The sequence below is a fragment of the Qipengyuania sp. genome, assembly GCF_042095715.1.
In the GTDB taxonomy this organism is placed as follows: Bacteria; Pseudomonadota; Alphaproteobacteria; order Sphingomonadales; family Sphingomonadaceae; genus Qipengyuania.
The window spans coordinates 1-14,995 of the sequence record NZ_JBELMO010000073.1; the positions used below are offsets into that span (position 1 = coordinate 1).

Sequence of the window (14,995 nt, forward strand, 5' to 3'; positions counted from 1 at the left end):
GGAGGGGATCAGCGTCAAGGTTGCCGACAGTGGCAAGAGCAAGCGGCTCCCGTTCGCATTGGACGAGTTGCAGGCCATCTTTGCCAGCCCGGTCTATGCCAGCGGGGATCGGCCCAAGCGGGGCAAGGGGGAGGCGGCTTACTGGCTTCCGCTGCTGGGATTGTTCACCGGGGCGCGGCTAGAGGAGATAGGCCAGCTTCGGGTGTCGGACGTGCAGCGCCGGGAGTATCCCGATCAGAATGGCAAGATGCTAGCCGGATGGTTCCTGCATATCACTGAGGCGACCGACGAGCGGGGGCAGGCAAACCGGATCAAGAATGCGGCCAGCGAAAGGCTAGTGCCATTGCATCCCGAATTGGAGCGGCTGGGCTTTGTCGAGTATGTCGATGGCTTGAAGGATCAAAAGGGTAGAGTGTTCCCGGACCTAGTGCCGAACGTCTATGGTCGCCTGACAGCCAAGTGGGGCGAATGGTTTGGACCTTATATGAGAAGGGTTTGCGGCGTCGCTGACAAGCGCAAAGTCTTTCACTCATTCCGTCATACCTTCAAGGATTATAGTCGTCGAGCTAGAATGCCTGAGGGTATTCAAAGGCAGATCATGGGACATGCCGGTAAAGACGTTGCTGATGACTATGGCAGCGGGTATGACTTGCATAGCCTTGCGGAGGCAATGGCATCGTACCGGGTGCCGGGGCTTGCTATCCCTAATCCGATCGAGTAAGGGGCGGCTTGCATGGAACGGGCCGATTAGAGAGCGGCCATGACAGCCATGCCGTTTAGTAGATCATGCGATCAGCTACCAATGCGAAGGCTACGGCTAGAGCGGCGATGACTAGAGAGTGAGCGAACGACGTAGTAGCCAACGGCTATCCTGTCTTACGCGCCTTCGGGTGACGGTGACGCCTTCGGGTTGATCCAAGAGCGCCGACTTAATCGGCAAGGGATAGTCGGACGGATGCCAGCCAGTAATGGCAGGCCGTGACGGGGACCGGATAAGACCGGGGTACGTCCAGCATTTCACGGTCGAGGGGCTACCTCGCCGCCCATTGTGTCGCCTCGACAGCAAGCCCGAACATACAGATACCCGAAATCGCCCCGCTCAGCCCCGTCAGGAGTCGATTGGAAGCGGTCGGGTATCTGTAGGCCCGGATGAGCTATCGCCTCTCAGCGACTCTCCTAGGCAGGGTTTCAGGCATTCGGGCCGAGCGGTACGCCAGCCTCACGGCGGGCAGCTTCCCCGGTCGGGGTCACTCGGTATCCCGTGCCGGTCGCTGAATATGCAATGTCGCCTACCGGGGTGCCATGCGAGCGCCGCGCAGCGTCCCCGGTCTGAGCTACACGGATGCCGGTCGGACCCTGCCCGCCCTGATAGGGATCATAGCCCGTCATGCTCTGCCCGGTCTGAGGGCCGCTAGGAGCCTGATTGACGAGGGTATAGCCGGTCGGCCCCTGTACCCACTGCGGACCCGTTGCCGGGGCCTGAGCGGCGGCTGAGGGAGCCTGAGCGGCAGGGCTGGGAAGGCCATTGAAGCCGAACGAGCTATTGGCCGTCTGACCCGGTGCCAGCGTGGCGGCGTCGGGAACATCGGGAGTTTCCGCAAAGGCTTCCGCTGTGCTGCCTAGCGCATCATCGATAGTCCAATTGGCGGCATCAGCCTCGGTCACTTCACCCTTGCTGATAGCCAGCGCCTTGGCATCCTCAAGGATCATGGGGGCTAGGCCATCAAGGCAACTATCATCGCCGGTATTGTTATACTCAGTCAGCGCCTTGTCATAAAGAGCTACCGTAGCATCATCGCTATGATGGATCAGATCAACGGCAAGATGCAGCGTATTCCCCATAGCAGGAACACGAGCAATGAAGCCATCAATGGCATTCTTGTAGGCAATGTTGGCAGGATAGCCCTTTGCCAATTCAGCCGTAGCGGCTTGCTGTACAGTACGGGGATTGTGACCGTGTACAGCGATCAGGGATAAAGCCGCCTTGACCTTGATGGCCTGACGGGGAGTTAGTGCGGTCATGTGGTTTCCTTGAGCATATCGAGAATGTGGGGCCTTGCCGGTTTGGCAGCGGGGACCGGATCAACTTCGCCTAAGGTCGGGATAGGCGGGATGATCCCCTTACGGACGGCGGCGGCGAGATATTGGAAGGCAAACTTGCAATCACTGGCCCTGAGGTACGGACGGCTAGCCGCTTCCCAGAGCGCGTGAATGTCCCCGGCCATACGGCGGGCTATGCCTTGGGCATCCTGTGGCAAGTCGTAGAGTGGCGGCGGGGCGTTGCTGGTCAGCTTGGGCCAGCCTGCCTCATGCTCTAGCGCCTGCCTTGTCAGCAGCACGGACAGGCCAGCAGCTTCAACGGGAATGAAAGCATCGGCTATCGCCTTGTCGGCATCCTTCATCAGCCATATTTGCACTGCGCTGTATTCAAGATGGGCTTTAGCGGCATCGGCATACACGCCTGCCCGGTTCATCAGATCGTCTAGCGTTGTAGGGATCAAGCGAACCTTGGGTACATAGTCTGGGCGGGATGGCTTAGGTGCCGCTCCCGTTCCCCAGTCATGCAGATCAGCCATTTACCCGGCCAAAGCCTTCTCCGACATATCCACGTTGCTTAGCTCGCAAGTAGAGCGCCATAGCTTCTGCGGGCTTACCAGGAGCAAGGGCCATGATGCTGGCGGGAATAGCATGGGGCTTTTGCGTAAGCAGATACTCGTAAGCATCATCGTCAAGGCTAGAGAAGCCATCGCATTCATGCTGCTTAGGCAGACTAGCCTTGGCCTGCATGTCCCAAGTATCTTTCATATACTTGATCGTAAAAGAGCTACGCAGCAGATTGTCGCCGAGCTTCACTTCAACGCGGATATCAGAGAAGCGGGCAAGCCGTAGATTGCGAGCCTCTACCTGTTCATCAGCAAGGGCGGTAGCAAAGCGATCCTTGGCATCCTTCAATGCCTTATCGATCTCATTCGCCTTATCCATGGCAGGCTTGCCAAGGATATCGATATAGTTGTTCACCTTGAGCAATTCGGCACTGAGCGTTTCAATCTCAATGGCAATAGCAGCAAGGTTGTCTTTGTTGGTCATGGGTGTATCCTGTTCGATTTTGTTGATTAGCGACGGGGAGCGAAGGCATTGATGCCCCGCTTCTCATCCCGGTAATTGTGGATAGTCCCGCTATCTGCATCAGCAGCGGCCATCAGCTTGGCGATAGACGGCCTGCCAGCGGGCTTTCGGACAGCATAATCAGGCAGCGGGATATTCAGCACGTCGAGAGCAAGGCGGAAGCCGCTACGGATACGGCCATCTACCTGTTCGACATGGGCCGCAATGCGGGGATCGTTGAGGCGAGTAAGGTCAACGGTGTTATCGGACATGATTGATCCTTCAAATTGATGGAGAAACATTGTCAAAAGTCAAAGAGAGATGCCCCGCTTACGTATAAGCAAACGGGAACAGAGATACTGAAGCTATGGAATGGTACGCCCGCTGACTGCCAACTATGGGCAATGCTACAGCCAGCAGGCTGGCAATTGCTCAGGGCCGATGGGCTACATTGGATGATGAGCAATGCTTATGGAGAGGAGTTACAACTTTCAGATAGGCCCAATAGCAACAGATCGGTCTAAGGGAAGCAGCACACCCCTAGAACCCTACTGGGCCTATCTGAAAGTTGTAAAGATCATTCCTCGGATTGGCTCAGTAATCGACATAGGTATTCTGGTAGCCATGACCAGAAACCAGATGCATCTATGCCATCACGATACAAAGACGAGGGGAGCCTCGATATCGGATCACTGAGCCAATCGGAAGAATGAATGATCTTGCATGGGATATACGGATGCAAGCCGTAGAGTAGGATATACATAACTAGTATGTTTCCTAGATTACAAATATTAAGCTGTATCTATCGTTGCCCCCCTACCCCCCAAGCCTCCGAAATCGGGTGCTACCCGTAAGACGGGCTAAGGATAGATCGACCACATAACGATAGGCCGAATGCCTAGGTTACGGTCAGTGGGACGCGGATACAGCCGTATGTTTCCTGAGTTACAGAATACGTCGCTTGTAGAGCCATCGTTGCGGACGCCATGCGCCTATTCCTGAGAACGGCACACCCCCTCGCTATTAAGCTAACCATTGCTGGCTGTGGGTCCATACAGTTAAGCACTGTCAGGCTTGCTCCGGCTAAACGGACGCTGGCGGTAATGAATGGTTCTGTATCGTGACGGTACTGAATTATGATCGGCGATTATCAAGGCTTAGCCTCAGGTTCGTGCCGGGATCATTCTTAGGGATACCTCGACATATAGATACCGAGGATTTCCCATTGCTATACGGTCCCGAAATGCCGGGAGCCGTTTGCCGCATCTGGGCCGACCGCCTCACAGCCCCGTACAGAGCCGCCACGGTATCCCGGCTAGGTCGATACCCTAAGCCGCCCATATCGGCTCCTGTGGCCGTCTCTGGGCGAATACGAGGGCATCCCCGTCGCCTGTCCGATCCCAGCCCGTCGAGTACCCGGCCTATGCAGCGCAATACCGGGATACCGTCGCCTTAGAGATACCGAAATGCGCCATCGTCTGACTGATCGAAGCGCCATTCTCCCTACGCCAATCGGCCACCGCCTTGGCATCAGCAGCGAACGGACGGCCCAAGCTGGCCTTGCCCCTATGCGTCAGCCCGGTTGCCTCTATCGAAGCGCGGGCAGCTACCCGGCCACTGTCGCACCGTTCCTTGATCCGCTGGCGTTCCATATCAGCCATCTGGGCTAGGACAGCGACGATCAACTCCCCGACGCCACGGCCAATCGGTCCCAGCCCCTTAACGTCCAAGGTGACGCCACGATTTAGCAGCTTCCGCACCGTGGCCTGTACGTCCAAGGCATCGCGGCCCAATCGATCAAGGGCATAGACGTAGAGCGTGTCGCCTTCCCGTATGTAGTCGAGCAGCTTGGCAAAGCCGGGACGGTCAGCAGCGAGGATCGCACCGCTTACGCCTTCATCGGTAAACTCACGGTCAAAGCTGTCACCCAATGCCTTGCGCTGGGCTTCAATGCTCTGGGCTTCTGTCGATACGCGGAAGTAGGCAACGCGGCTCATGGTATAATCCTCGCAAGATATGCCTGATATGTGAGGCAGTATCACAACGCTGTCAAGTACCTTGTGAGGCAGTCGCTAATGATCCATCCGGCATGACTCACAAGCTACAACTTGCGAGGCAGGGTATCGGCAGGGTCAGCGATCCGGCTGGGCTAGTGCTTGGCGACAGTGACACGCTACGCCGGGAGAACGATACGCGCGCAATAATGCAGGTCGGGCAGGCGTGTCATATTCGCCAGCGGGCTGGGTAGGGATACGGGGGAGATAGCGCGCTCAGAATTGTTTGATTGCCCTCTCGCATATCTCTAGCATTTTCAGGCCGTAGGCAGCATAGCTATAGACTACAAAGTGCCAACATCAATTCTTAGACTGTCAATTGGCCAAGTGTCTTTCGTCTCGAATTTAAGCGTTACGCCTATCGCCTTAAAGGCCTCAACCAAAATAGCAGCGTCCGGTGATTTCAGCGCCTCTCTATTTCCACATAGGATCACGCCATCAAAAGCACGAGACTGAACATACCCCGTGTCTCTTGCCTTCCAACCGTTCCTTACGAGTATAGCTCCAAACTCTCCCGTGAAATTCCTAGAATGCTGATCTTCTACCCTAGTCCGTATCTGAAAACTACTCGGCGGATTAATCTTGATTATATTCTCAAATCGATCATCGACAACAGGTTTAGAAGGAGTAGCCGGCGCATAATGATGATGATTATCGCCCTGATGCCCAATAGGCCACGCATAGGACAAGGCCGATGGCTCCGCCGATCCTGATATGATCCGGCGAGACAGCCCATCCCCACCACCTTTGGAAGCCGGACGGATCGCCAGCCGACCAAGCAGTGATGGGAGTTCCAGCACCAGCCAATATCCTAGCCGGGAGCTTAGCTAGATAGTCGTACACCTCTCGCTTCATGGCTGCCCTTAGCGCGCTGATTATGCGGCTATGATCCATCGAAACGGGCTAGGATGCAAAGAGGCAATATCCTGAGCGGTTCGAGTCCCTAACGCGGACCCACATCGGCCAGCCCCTTGCCTCCGCTAGTACAAAGAGCTAATACAACTGTCCCGACGCTCAGGAAAATATCCTTTGTTTGTCAATGCTTACGGGTTTTCGAGCCGATCCCCCTCGGCTCCACCATTCCGTACACGCTGCTGAAAACGCGGCCCGGTATCGCGAAGCATAGGGTTCTTACGGACGTCTGGTACGAAGGTACGAGGACGGCACCCTGTGCGCTCCTGCCATTATGCCGGCCACATGGTCGAAAGCATGTCGGCCATCCCGCGCGTGGCGGTTGAAAATATGGTGCCGTTACCACGACATATCGGTCCGGACGGCTGCATGAACAATTCTTCGCTATCGCGTCAGCGAAAGACGTAATGGGCTGGCGTTCCGCCACCCCCGGCAGTCATCGGGGCGGGACGTGCGGTCGCTATGGTCAGAACAGCACGAACAGCATCACGGCGACGACGAGCGAGACGAACGCGAGATAGATCGCGGCGATATGCGGGGGACAGTCGAATCCCTCCGGGCAGTCGTACCACCACATAAGCCTCTCCATTTCCTCGTCTTGCGTTGACCGCGGTACGATCCGTTGCTGCCGACTCGTTGGCCGGCCGTCTATGCTATGGATCATAGCTAAGTCGTGATGGCTGTCAAAGCGATACTGGCGATCCCGCCCGCAGGCGAACGGTCGGGCTCGGGCGGCGACACGCAATGCTGGAAATAGCTATTGAATATAGCTTTCCGCGCCGGTAATATTCTGTTGGCAGGCCGTTGCAAGGATAAGGCCGCCGGGAGAGGGACATGGCCGATTTCCTTCGTGATTGCTGGTACGTCGCGGCGTGGGCGCGGGACCTGGGTGAGGCTCCGCTCGGCGTCCGCGTCATCGACGAACCGCTCGCGCTCTACAGGACGCGGGAGGGTATCGTCTGCGCGGTGGAGGATCGTTGCCCGCATCGCTGGGCGCCGCTGTCGATGGGCCGGGTCGAGGGCGAGCTGCTGCGCTGCATGTACCACGGCCTTTGCTTCGACACCGGGGGCAAGTGCGTGTCCGCGCCGGCGATGACGACCCCGCCCGACGCGCGCGTGCGCACCTATCCGGTGGAGGTGAAGGACAGCTGGCTCTGGGTGTGGATGGGCGATCCGGCGAAGGCTGATCCCGCATTGATTCCGCAGGCGTTCGGGATCGACGATCCGCGCTGGACGATGGCGGCGGACCAGATCGACTATGAAGCCAACTACATGTTGCTCAACGACAATCTGTGCGACCTGTCGCACGTTGATTTCGTTCATGAGACGACGCTGGCCAGCCTGTCCGGAATCGGCTGGGCCGATAGCGTGCCGCGCGTGATCCAGCGCGAGCGCGGCATCCGGATCGAACGCTGGCTGACGGCGAAGCCGATGAGCCCGAGCAACCCGACGCTGGTCGACAATTGGTCGGTCTACGATTATTCCGCGCCCGGCATTTTCGTCATGGAAAACAGCTCCTTCCCGCACGGCATGGCGGAGCGATGCGGCATGAAGCCGCCGACCGAGGAGCCGATGACGTACCGCATCGAGCAGCAGGCGGTGACGCCGATCTCCGATCGCAAAACGCGCTATTTCTACGCCAGCGGGTTCGATCATCGCATCCCCGCCAGCCTGTTGGGCGGCGCGTTCGAGGTGGTCAACGCCGCCTTCGCCGAGGATCGCGCGATGATCGAGGCGCAGCAGCGGATCTGGGACGAAACCTCCGGCGACCATGCGATGAGCTTCGTCGCGCACGACAAGGCGCCGGCGATGTTCCGCCGCACCATGGCCCGCTTGATGACGGCGGAGCGGGCTGCGGCCACGACCGTCGAGAACGTGTGCTGAGCACCACTTGACCCGCTCCTCTCCCCCGCCCGCCGACCTGGCGATCGTCGCCGCGCAGCTCGCCGCCGCGCCCGGCTGGTCACGCGCCTGCGCGCTGTTGCCGGACCCCGATGCCGCCGATCCGGCGATGGTCGACGCGATCCTGAACGAGGCATCGCGCTTCGCCGACGACGTGCTGGCGCCGCTCAACGACGCGATGGACCGGCACGGCTGTCGGATCGAGGCGGGGCGGGTGCGTACTGCGCCCGGGCACGATGCCGCATGGGCGCAGTTCGTCGCGAACGGCTGGGCGACGCTGGGTCAGCCGATCGATCATGGCGGGCAGCCGTTGCCGACCGCGATCTGGGCGGCGGTGGAGGGCGTCTTCGATCGCGCCAATCCGTCGTTCGCGATGTTGCCCGTCCCGCTCATCTCCTCCGCGCGGCTGATCGCGGCATGGGCGGACCCGACGACCGCGGCGCAATGGCTACCGCGCATCGTCGCCGCCAAATGCGCGGCGACGATCTGCATCTCCGAGCCTGATGCCGGATCCGACGTGGGACGCGCGCGCACCACCGCGCGCGCCGACGGCGAGGGCGGATGGATCATCGACGGCGAGAAATGCTGGATCAGTTTCGGCGACCACGATCTTGCCCCGCGCATCGTGCATTGCCTGCTGGCGCGAACCGGTGACGCCGCCTCGGGCGGCGGTGGGCTCAGCCTGTTCCTCGTCCCCGACACGCTGGAGGATGGCACCCGCAACGGCGTGGTGATCCGCCGCATCGAGGAGAAGATGGGGCTGCATGGCTCGCCCACCTGCGCGCTGGGGTTCGAGGGCGCGCGCGGCATCCTGCTGGGGCAGGAGGGGCGCGGGCTGGCGCAGATGTTCGTGATGATCGCGAACATGCGCCTCGCGGTTGCGATCCAGGGGCTGGGGATCGCGAGCGCGGCGACCGACGTCGCGGCGCGCTACGCTGCCGAGCGGCGGCAGGGCGGGCGTCCGGCGGAGCCACCGGTGCCGATCACCGCGCATGCCGACGTGCGGCGGATGCTGCTGGAGATGGCGAGCACGACCGAGACGCTGCGCGGGCTGATCCTCGCGCTCGCGAACCACGTCGACATCGCCGCGCGGGCGCCCGACGCGGCGGAACGCGCTGAGGCGGACCTGCTGGCGCAGTGGCTGCTGCCGATCGTCAAGACCGCCGGGGCGGAGATCGGGTTCGATGTAGCGAGCACCGGGGTGCAGGTGCTCGGCGGCGCTGGCTATACGCGCGAATGGCCGATCGAGCAGGGCGTTCGCGACGCGCGTGTCCTGTCGGTGTTCGAGGGGACGAGCGGCATTCAAGCGCTCGACCTGATGCACCGACGGCTGATGCGTGACGATGCGGCGTCGCTGCACGCGTTCCTGCGCGTCGCCCGTGCCGATGCGGACGCGGCGGGGCCGGCGGCGCAGCCGCTCCATCGCGCGCTCGATCAGCTGGAGGAGGCGGGCGCCTTCCTGCGATCGGCCGAGCGGGTCGAGGCCGAGGCGGGCGCGACCGCATTCCTGAAGCTGGCGATCCTGACCGCGCAGGGTTGGATCGCCGCCCGGCTGGTTGCGCGCGGCAACGGCTCGCCCGCCGCCTCGACCTTGACCGATGCAGGACGCTATTTCCTTGTGCGGCTGGCGCCCCGGGCCGTGCTGGCCGCGACCGAGGCGATGGCCGGGTCGGCGGTGCCGGCGACGCTCGCCGGATCGTGAACCGTCGCGGCTAGCGGCACGGGGCGAGGGTCGCCCGGCCGTTCGCGCCCCGCGTCAGGCACAGCCGGTCGAGATCGCGCGCCGCGATCACCTCGCCCTTGAAGCCCGCCTTGATCGCCCGAACGTCGTCGGCGGCCAGCGCCGCGTCGCCGTCCATCCCCGGCACGATATGCGTCAGGACGATCGTTCCCACACCCGCCTCGCGCGCCAGATCGGCGACCGCCGCGGGTGGCAGGTGCTCCTCGGTCATGTGGCCGAGTGCAGTCGACAGCGCCTCGGGCGACCAATGCGCCTTGGCGGCGATGCCCTGCATCATGCCCGTGATCGCGCGGGGATCGATCACCTCGGACACCAGCACGTCTGCCCCCTTCGCGAACGCCGCCAGCGGCGCGCTGGCGCCGGTATCGCCGGTGAAGACGATCGAGCCCGCGGGCGTATCGAACCGATAGGCATAGGATTTCTCGCGTGCCCGCGCAGTGGCCGGCATCATGCGGTAATGCGTGTTCTCGATCGCCGATACGCGGACGTGGTCGTCACGGTAGATCGTCGTTCCTGCGGCAATTTCGTGCACCGCGAACTTCGACGCGACATAGTCCGCCATCGGGCGCCCGCGGGGATCGATCAGGCCGCCATCCGCGAACACGGCATAGGGCATGCTGATATAGCGCACCGCCGCATCGACCAGCGCAGCGATCCCGACGGGGCCGTAGATCGCTCGCGGCCCCGCGCCACCCGCACCGATCCCGGCGATCAGATCGTTCGACATGATGGCGGCGAGGTCCAGAACATGGTCCGGATGGAGGTGCGTGATGAAGATCGCCGACAGCTGCGTGCTGTCGATCCCCGCCTCCACCATGCGACGCAGCGTGCCGATCCCGCAATCGAGGAGGTAGGTGGCGCCGCCGACCCGCAGGAGCGTTGCCGGCTCCGACCGATCCTTGCGCATGTTGGGGCCGCCGGCGGTGCCGAGCATGACGAGTTCGACCGTCGGCGCGGCGGCGGGTGGCGCGCCCCGAGCGGCGGCGGGTGCGGTCAGCAGGATGAGCGGGGCGAGCGCCCGGAGCGCGGCGTGGATACGGTGCTTCACGGGACGTCCTCTCTCTGGCCGGCCGGCAGCGGCACGAGGCCTGCTTGTGCCCTGCTGAAGATTGTTATAGGACAGAACAATATTGAGGGTCTCGGGCGTTGGCAACCGCCGCGATGAGCGAGACGACCATGCCGTGGGCGAGGGGACCGGAATGCCACGACACGCGCTGACCTATCCGCGAGGCGACAAGGTGGTCGATGCGACCCTGCACGTGCCGGCGGGCGACGGACCTTGGCCGGCTATCGTCATGGTGACCGACATCCGCGGCCCCCGCGACGTCTTCTATACGCGGGCGGACCGGCTGGCGGCGGAGGGCTATGCCGTCCTGCTGCCGAACATCTTTTACCGGGCCGGACCGGCGCCGGTCCCCGATCTGTCGGCGCCATTCGAAATTGCCGCGCTCAAGCCGTTGATGGCGCTGATCGACCCGCTCACCAGCGACGACCTGCGCGCGGACGGCGCCGCCGCGGTGGCGGCGCTCGCGGATCGGCCGGAGGTGCGCGCGGGCGGCATCGGCGTGGTCGGTTATTGCATCGGCGGCAAGTTCGCGATCCTCTATGCCGATGGGGCGGGCGGCGCGATCACCGCGGTCGCGGCCTATCACGGCTCGGCGCTTATCACCGACGCCCCCGACAGCCCGCACCGCGTCGCGGCGGGCGTCGCGGCGCGCTATTATTTTGGCCACGCCGACGACGACATGTTCCTGCCGTCGTCGCGGCTGCCCGAGCTGGACGCGACCTTGGCCGGGGCGGGGCGCGTCTTCGTCTCGGAGGTTTACGAAGGCGCGCAGCACGGTTTCACGGTGCCCGACGGCCCCTCCTACGCGCGCGATGCCGACGATCGGCACTGGCGCACCATGACGGCGCTGTTCGCGCAGACGCTGCGCTGACCGGGCGCACCCAAGGCAGAATGAGAAAGGATCGATGATGCGTGTTCTGGTGGTAGGGCCGCACGGCAAGACCGGGCGGCACGTCGCGGCGGCGCTGGAGCGCCGTCCGGAGCCGGTCGAGATCGTCGGCTTCTCGCGTACCGCACCGGCGGACGCTCGCTATGCGTCCCGCCTCGGTGATCTGGAGAACCATGCCGACCGTGCGCGGGCGGTCGAGGGGGTGGACGCGGTGATCCACTACGGCCCCGCCTTCCATCCGCGCGAGACCGCGATGGGGACCGGGATGATCGATGCCGCGGCGGCGGCTGGCGTGCGTCGCTTCATATATATCTCGGTTATCCATCCGCAGATCGACGCGCTGTTGAATCACAAGGCGAAGCTGGCGGTGGAAGCCTATCTGATCGACAGCGCGCTCGACTGGACGATCCTGCGCCCGCAGCATTACATGCAGAATATCGATGTGCCGCGGGTCATCGCCGGCGGTCGCCTGCCGACGCCATATTCGCTCACCCAGCCGCTCGGTCACGTCGATCTGGTGGACCTTGCCGACGCGGCGGCCACGGTCGTGCTGGAGGACGGCCACAGCGCGGCAACCTATGACATCTCGGGCGAAGAGAATCTGTCGGCGGAGGATATCTGCGCCATCGTGTCGGACATCGGCGGCACGCCGGTACAGCCGCTCGTGGTCGAGCCGGATCAGGTCGTCGCGATGATCGCCGCGCATCACCCGCTCGGCGCTTACGAGGTGGAGGCGCTGCACCGCCTGTTCGGTTATTATGGCCGCAAGGGCATTCGCGGCAATGCGAAGGTGCTGTCCTGGCTGCTGCAGCGGCAGCCCGGCACGTTCCGCGACTATGTCCGCCGCAGCCTGCCCGGGGCCGCCTGAGGCGACGTTTTCGTCCATTCCCGATTGCGTCACGCAGGCAGTGATGATAGCTATATCAAATAACGTTTCGGAGAGTATCGCATGAGCAAGTTCGCCCAGCTGGAGCCGGCCGTTCGCGAACAGCCCGTGGTCGATGTAAACCGCACATGGTCGGCCACCCGTGGCGAGCTTGAGCGGCGCTGGAAGCTGGTACGCACCCATTTGCGCGATCGTGGCCTGGAGGCGCTGGTCGTCCAGGGGTATGAAGAGAAGATCGGCGGCAATGTCCGCTGGCTGACCGACGTGCCGCCGGGATATCCGCGTTACGTCATCTTCCATGTCGACGATCACATGACGCTGATCGATCACGGCGCGCAGGGCGAAACGCGCCGACTCGACGATCGCGATCCCAACCGGCCGGGCATCGGTGAACTCGTCACCAACTGGGCGTTGTTCAACGCGCATTATACCCACGGGCTGGCGGCGGAGAGCGTGGCGCAGGTGCTGCTCGATCGCGGCTACAGGAATGTCGGCATCGTCGGCGCCGGTGGCCTGCCGCACGGCTTCATGACCGGATTGAGCGACCGCACGGAGGGCCGCGTTGCCTTCTCCGACGAAACCGATGCGTTCGACGCGATGAAGGCGCACAAGAGCGCCGAGGAACTGGCGCTGATCCGGGCGACCGCCGCGATCCAGGATCAGGTGTTCGAAAAGCTGCTCGATTGGATCGAGCCGGGGATGCGCGATTTCCAGATCAATGCCTTCATCGATCACCAGTTGCAGCTGCTGGGGGCCGATCGTGGCGTGTATATCGCGGTGTCGGCGCCGATCGGTCAGCCGGCGTTCTTCGGCTATCGCGCGGTGCAGGGGCGTACCATGCGGCGCGGCGATCATATGAACGTGCTGCTGGAGAGCAACGGCCTTGGCGGCCAGTGGACCGAGCTTGGCCGGATGGTGAGCTTTGGCAAGTTGCCGGCGGAGGTGCATGACGCGCACGCGCTGGCGGTCGAGGCGCAGGCGCTCTCGGCGCGGCTGAGCGTGCCCGGTGCGATGCCGGCGGACATCTTCCGCGAGGTCAACGCCTTCCTCGTCTCGCATGGGAGCGCGCCCGAGCGGCGGCTCTATTCGCACGGGCAGGGGTACGACACGGTCGAGCGCCCGTTGATCCGCAGCGACGAGACGATGGCGCTGCCCGCGCAGGCCAATATCGCGATCCACCCCGCGTTCATCGCCGGATCGACGCTGGCCACGCTGTGCGACGGGTTCATCGTCGGCGAGGGCGGCGGCTTCATTCATCAGACGCCCAAACGGGTTTACGAGATCTGAGATACAGGAAGGCAGAGGATCATGACCGTACTCGCACCCGATGCATCGCGTACCGGCGCGACCGCCGACAGCGGCATCTTCACCATCGAGAAGCCGAACGTCGCCACCGACAATGCCACCCCGGGCAAGCGCGTGGTGGTGTCAAAGGGCAACGCACCGCATTTCATCCCCGGCCGCCGCTCATGGGTGCGTTACCGCGAGCTTGGCGTGACGGAGGCCACCAACGGCGAGATGCGTGCGCAGGTGCTCCATGCGGGCACCGCGAACGAGAGCACCGGCTGGCACCTCCATCGCTGCGATATGCAGTTCCTTTACTGCATCGACGGTGCGATCACGATCGCATTCAGCCCCGATCATATCGTGCGGCTGGAGGCGGGCGATTCGATGATGATCCCCGGCGGGACGATCCATATCGAGGCCGGCGCCCCGGAAGGCGTCGAGATCCTGGAAATATCGATTCCCGCGGACATGGGCACCGAGTCCGTCCCCAATCCCTATGGCGACGTTCAGATCGACTTCTCGAAGGCGGGAACGGTCACCGCTCGCTGAGCCGGCAACGGTGATGGTGACGCACATTTCGGCCAGGGGGATGTCAGGATGGATATCAACACTCGCGTGAACGCCCCGGTCGACCGCGTCGACGCCGACATTCACGCCTTTCAGGACATGCGCGATCTGCGCGCGGCGTTCGGGCGGATGCCGCAGACGCCAAGGCTGTTGTCGTCCCCCGACGATGCCGCCGCGATCGACTTTTCCGGCCAGCGCACCAGGGTGTTGCTGAGCGGGGAGGAATCGGGCGGCCAGTTCGTGATCTTCCTCGTCGAGCTGTCGCCGGGCTTCGGCGCGCCCGATCACCATCAGGCGGAAGAGGACGAATGGTGGTTCGTCCTGGAGGGCGAGATTGACGTGGTGATCGGAGACGAGGCGCGGCGGGTAGGGGCAGGCGCGAGCGCCTATGCCCCGCGTGGTTGCCGCCACAGCTTCGTCAACAATTCGGATCGCGTCGCGCGCATGATCTCGATGAACGCCCCCGCGGGGCACGAACGCTTCTTCGAGGCGGTCTCCAGGCTGCCCGGGATCGTGGATGACGGCATGCGTGACAAGCTGATGCGCGATCACGGCGTCGAGTTTCATGGCAAGGTCGTGCTGGACT

16 protein-coding genes are annotated in these 14,995 nt (G+C 62.8%); 8 read left to right on the plus strand and 8 right to left on the minus strand.

Going from position 1 to position 14,995, the window contains the following annotated elements; all coding sequences use genetic code 11:
* Nucleotides 1–721: site-specific integrase (locus ACFDTG_RS13920; protein WP_375291621.1), on the plus strand; the 721-nt coding region annotated here is incomplete at its 5' end.
* Nucleotides 722–1,188: 467 nt separating this feature from the next.
* On the opposite strand, the gene ACFDTG_RS13925 is transcribed toward ACFDTG_RS13920, so the two are convergent.
* The 7 genes from ACFDTG_RS13925 to ACFDTG_RS13955 all read right to left on the minus strand — a co-directional run bounded on the left by ACFDTG_RS13925 (nt 1,189) and on the right by ACFDTG_RS13955 (nt 6,660).
* Entirely contained in the window at nt 1,189–2,022 is an 834-nt protein-coding gene (locus ACFDTG_RS13925; protein ID WP_375291622.1) for a hypothetical protein, read from the minus strand.
* Entirely contained in the window at nt 2,019–2,576 is a 558-nt protein-coding gene (locus ACFDTG_RS13930; RefSeq protein WP_375291623.1) for a hypothetical protein, read from the minus strand. The genes ACFDTG_RS13925 and ACFDTG_RS13930 overlap by 4 nt, the downstream gene beginning before the upstream one ends.
* On the minus strand, nt 2,569–3,087 hold the full coding sequence (locus ACFDTG_RS13935) for a hypothetical protein (protein ID WP_375291624.1): 519 nt from the start codon (nt 3,085–3,087) through the stop codon (nt 2,569–2,571). Before ACFDTG_RS13935 ends, ACFDTG_RS13930 begins: the two co-directional genes overlap by 8 nt.
* A 26-nt stretch (nt 3,088–3,113) precedes the next feature.
* Complete coding sequence (locus ACFDTG_RS13940; RefSeq protein WP_375291625.1) at nt 3,114–3,377, minus strand: hypothetical protein; 264 nt, start codon at nt 3,375–3,377, stop codon at nt 3,114–3,116.
* 1,149 nt (nt 3,378–4,526) lie between these two features.
* Nucleotides 4,527–5,102: a recombinase family protein gene (locus ACFDTG_RS13945; RefSeq protein WP_375291626.1), complete on the minus strand. Its 576-nt coding sequence runs from the start codon at nt 5,100–5,102 to the stop codon at nt 4,527–4,529.
* A 341-nt stretch (nt 5,103–5,443) separates the two neighbouring features.
* Complete coding sequence (locus tag ACFDTG_RS13950; RefSeq protein WP_375249005.1) at nt 5,444–5,959, minus strand: hypothetical protein; 516 nt, start codon at nt 5,957–5,959, stop codon at nt 5,444–5,446.
* 578 nt (nt 5,960–6,537) lie between these two features.
* A complete protein-coding gene (locus ACFDTG_RS13955; protein WP_375249004.1) occupies nt 6,538–6,660 on the minus strand; it encodes a hypothetical protein in 123 nt (40 codons plus the stop codon).
* Nucleotides 6,661–6,905: 245 nt separating this feature from the next.
* Here ACFDTG_RS13955 and ACFDTG_RS13960 point away from each other — a divergent pair, with 245 nt between their 5' ends.
* Together ACFDTG_RS13960 and ACFDTG_RS13965 are read left to right on the plus strand one after the other, a co-directional pair.
* Nucleotides 6,906–7,955, plus strand: coding sequence for a Rieske 2Fe-2S domain-containing protein (locus tag ACFDTG_RS13960; protein WP_375249003.1), 1,050 nt, complete (start codon nt 6,906–6,908; stop codon nt 7,953–7,955).
* Between the two features lie 7 nt (nt 7,956–7,962).
* Complete coding sequence (locus ACFDTG_RS13965; protein WP_375249002.1) at nt 7,963–9,675, plus strand: acyl-CoA dehydrogenase family protein; 1,713 nt, start codon at nt 7,963–7,965, stop codon at nt 9,673–9,675.
* A 10-nt stretch (nt 9,676–9,685) separates the two neighbouring features.
* Here ACFDTG_RS13965 and ACFDTG_RS13970 read toward each other — a convergent pair whose 3' ends face one another.
* Nucleotides 9,686–10,762, minus strand: coding sequence for an MBL fold metallo-hydrolase (locus tag ACFDTG_RS13970; RefSeq protein ID WP_375249001.1), 1,077 nt, complete (start codon nt 10,760–10,762; stop codon nt 9,686–9,688).
* Between the two features lie 151 nt (nt 10,763–10,913).
* On the opposite strand from ACFDTG_RS13970, the gene ACFDTG_RS13975 reads away from it, so the two are divergent.
* The 5 genes from ACFDTG_RS13975 to ACFDTG_RS13995 all read left to right on the plus strand — a co-directional run.
* Complete coding sequence (locus tag ACFDTG_RS13975; RefSeq protein WP_375249000.1) at nt 10,914–11,651, plus strand: dienelactone hydrolase family protein; 738 nt, start codon at nt 10,914–10,916, stop codon at nt 11,649–11,651.
* 34 nt (nt 11,652–11,685) lie between these two features.
* Nucleotides 11,686–12,537, plus strand: a complete 852-nt coding sequence (locus tag ACFDTG_RS13980; protein ID WP_375248999.1) for an SDR family oxidoreductase — start codon at nt 11,686–11,688, stop codon at nt 12,535–12,537.
* An 81-nt stretch (nt 12,538–12,618) separates the two neighbouring features.
* On the plus strand, nt 12,619–13,842 hold the full coding sequence (locus ACFDTG_RS13985; protein ID WP_375248998.1) for a M24 family metallopeptidase: 1,224 nt from the start codon (nt 12,619–12,621) through the stop codon (nt 13,840–13,842).
* Between the two features lie 21 nt (nt 13,843–13,863).
* The gene (locus ACFDTG_RS13990) at nt 13,864–14,391 is read left to right on the plus strand and encodes a cupin domain-containing protein (RefSeq protein WP_375248997.1); all 528 of its coding nucleotides are present in this window, start codon (nt 13,864–13,866) and stop codon (nt 14,389–14,391) included.
* A gap of 48 nt (nt 14,392–14,439) precedes the next feature.
* Nucleotides 14,440–14,995: cupin domain-containing protein (locus ACFDTG_RS13995; protein WP_375248996.1), on the plus strand; the 556-nt coding region annotated here is incomplete at its 3' end.

What these genes read in the sequence shown, in the direction of transcription:
- ACFDTG_RS13925 (WP_375291622.1), bottom strand. Translation starts at nt 2,022, where the DNA reads ATGACCGCACTAACTCCCCGTCAGGCCATCAAGGTCAAGGCGGCTTTA.
- ACFDTG_RS13930 (WP_375291623.1), bottom strand. Translation starts at nt 2,576, where the DNA reads ATGGCTGATCTGCATGACTGGGGAACGGGAGCGGCACCTAAGCCATCC.
- ACFDTG_RS13935 (WP_375291624.1), bottom strand. Translation starts at nt 3,087, where the DNA reads ATGACCAACAAAGACAACCTTGCTGCTATTGCCATTGAGATTGAAACG.
- ACFDTG_RS13940 (WP_375291625.1), bottom strand. Translation starts at nt 3,377, where the DNA reads ATGTCCGATAACACCGTTGACCTTACTCGCCTCAACGATCCCCGCATT.
- ACFDTG_RS13945 (WP_375291626.1), bottom strand. Translation starts at nt 5,102, where the DNA reads ATGAGCCGCGTTGCCTACTTCCGCGTATCGACAGAAGCCCAGAGCATT.
- ACFDTG_RS13955 (WP_375249004.1), bottom strand. Translation starts at nt 6,660, where the DNA reads ATGGAGAGGCTTATGTGGTGGTACGACTGCCCGGAGGGATTCGACTGT.
- ACFDTG_RS13960 (WP_375249003.1), top strand. Translation starts at nt 6,906, where the DNA reads ATGGCCGATTTCCTTCGTGATTGCTGGTACGTCGCGGCGTGGGCGCGG.
- ACFDTG_RS13975 (WP_375249000.1), top strand. Translation starts at nt 10,914, where the DNA reads ATGCCACGACACGCGCTGACCTATCCGCGAGGCGACAAGGTGGTCGAT.
- ACFDTG_RS13980 (WP_375248999.1), top strand. Translation starts at nt 11,686, where the DNA reads ATGATGCGTGTTCTGGTGGTAGGGCCGCACGGCAAGACCGGGCGGCAC.
- ACFDTG_RS13985 (WP_375248998.1), top strand. Translation starts at nt 12,619, where the DNA reads ATGAGCAAGTTCGCCCAGCTGGAGCCGGCCGTTCGCGAACAGCCCGTG.
- ACFDTG_RS13990 (WP_375248997.1), top strand. Translation starts at nt 13,864, where the DNA reads ATGACCGTACTCGCACCCGATGCATCGCGTACCGGCGCGACCGCCGAC.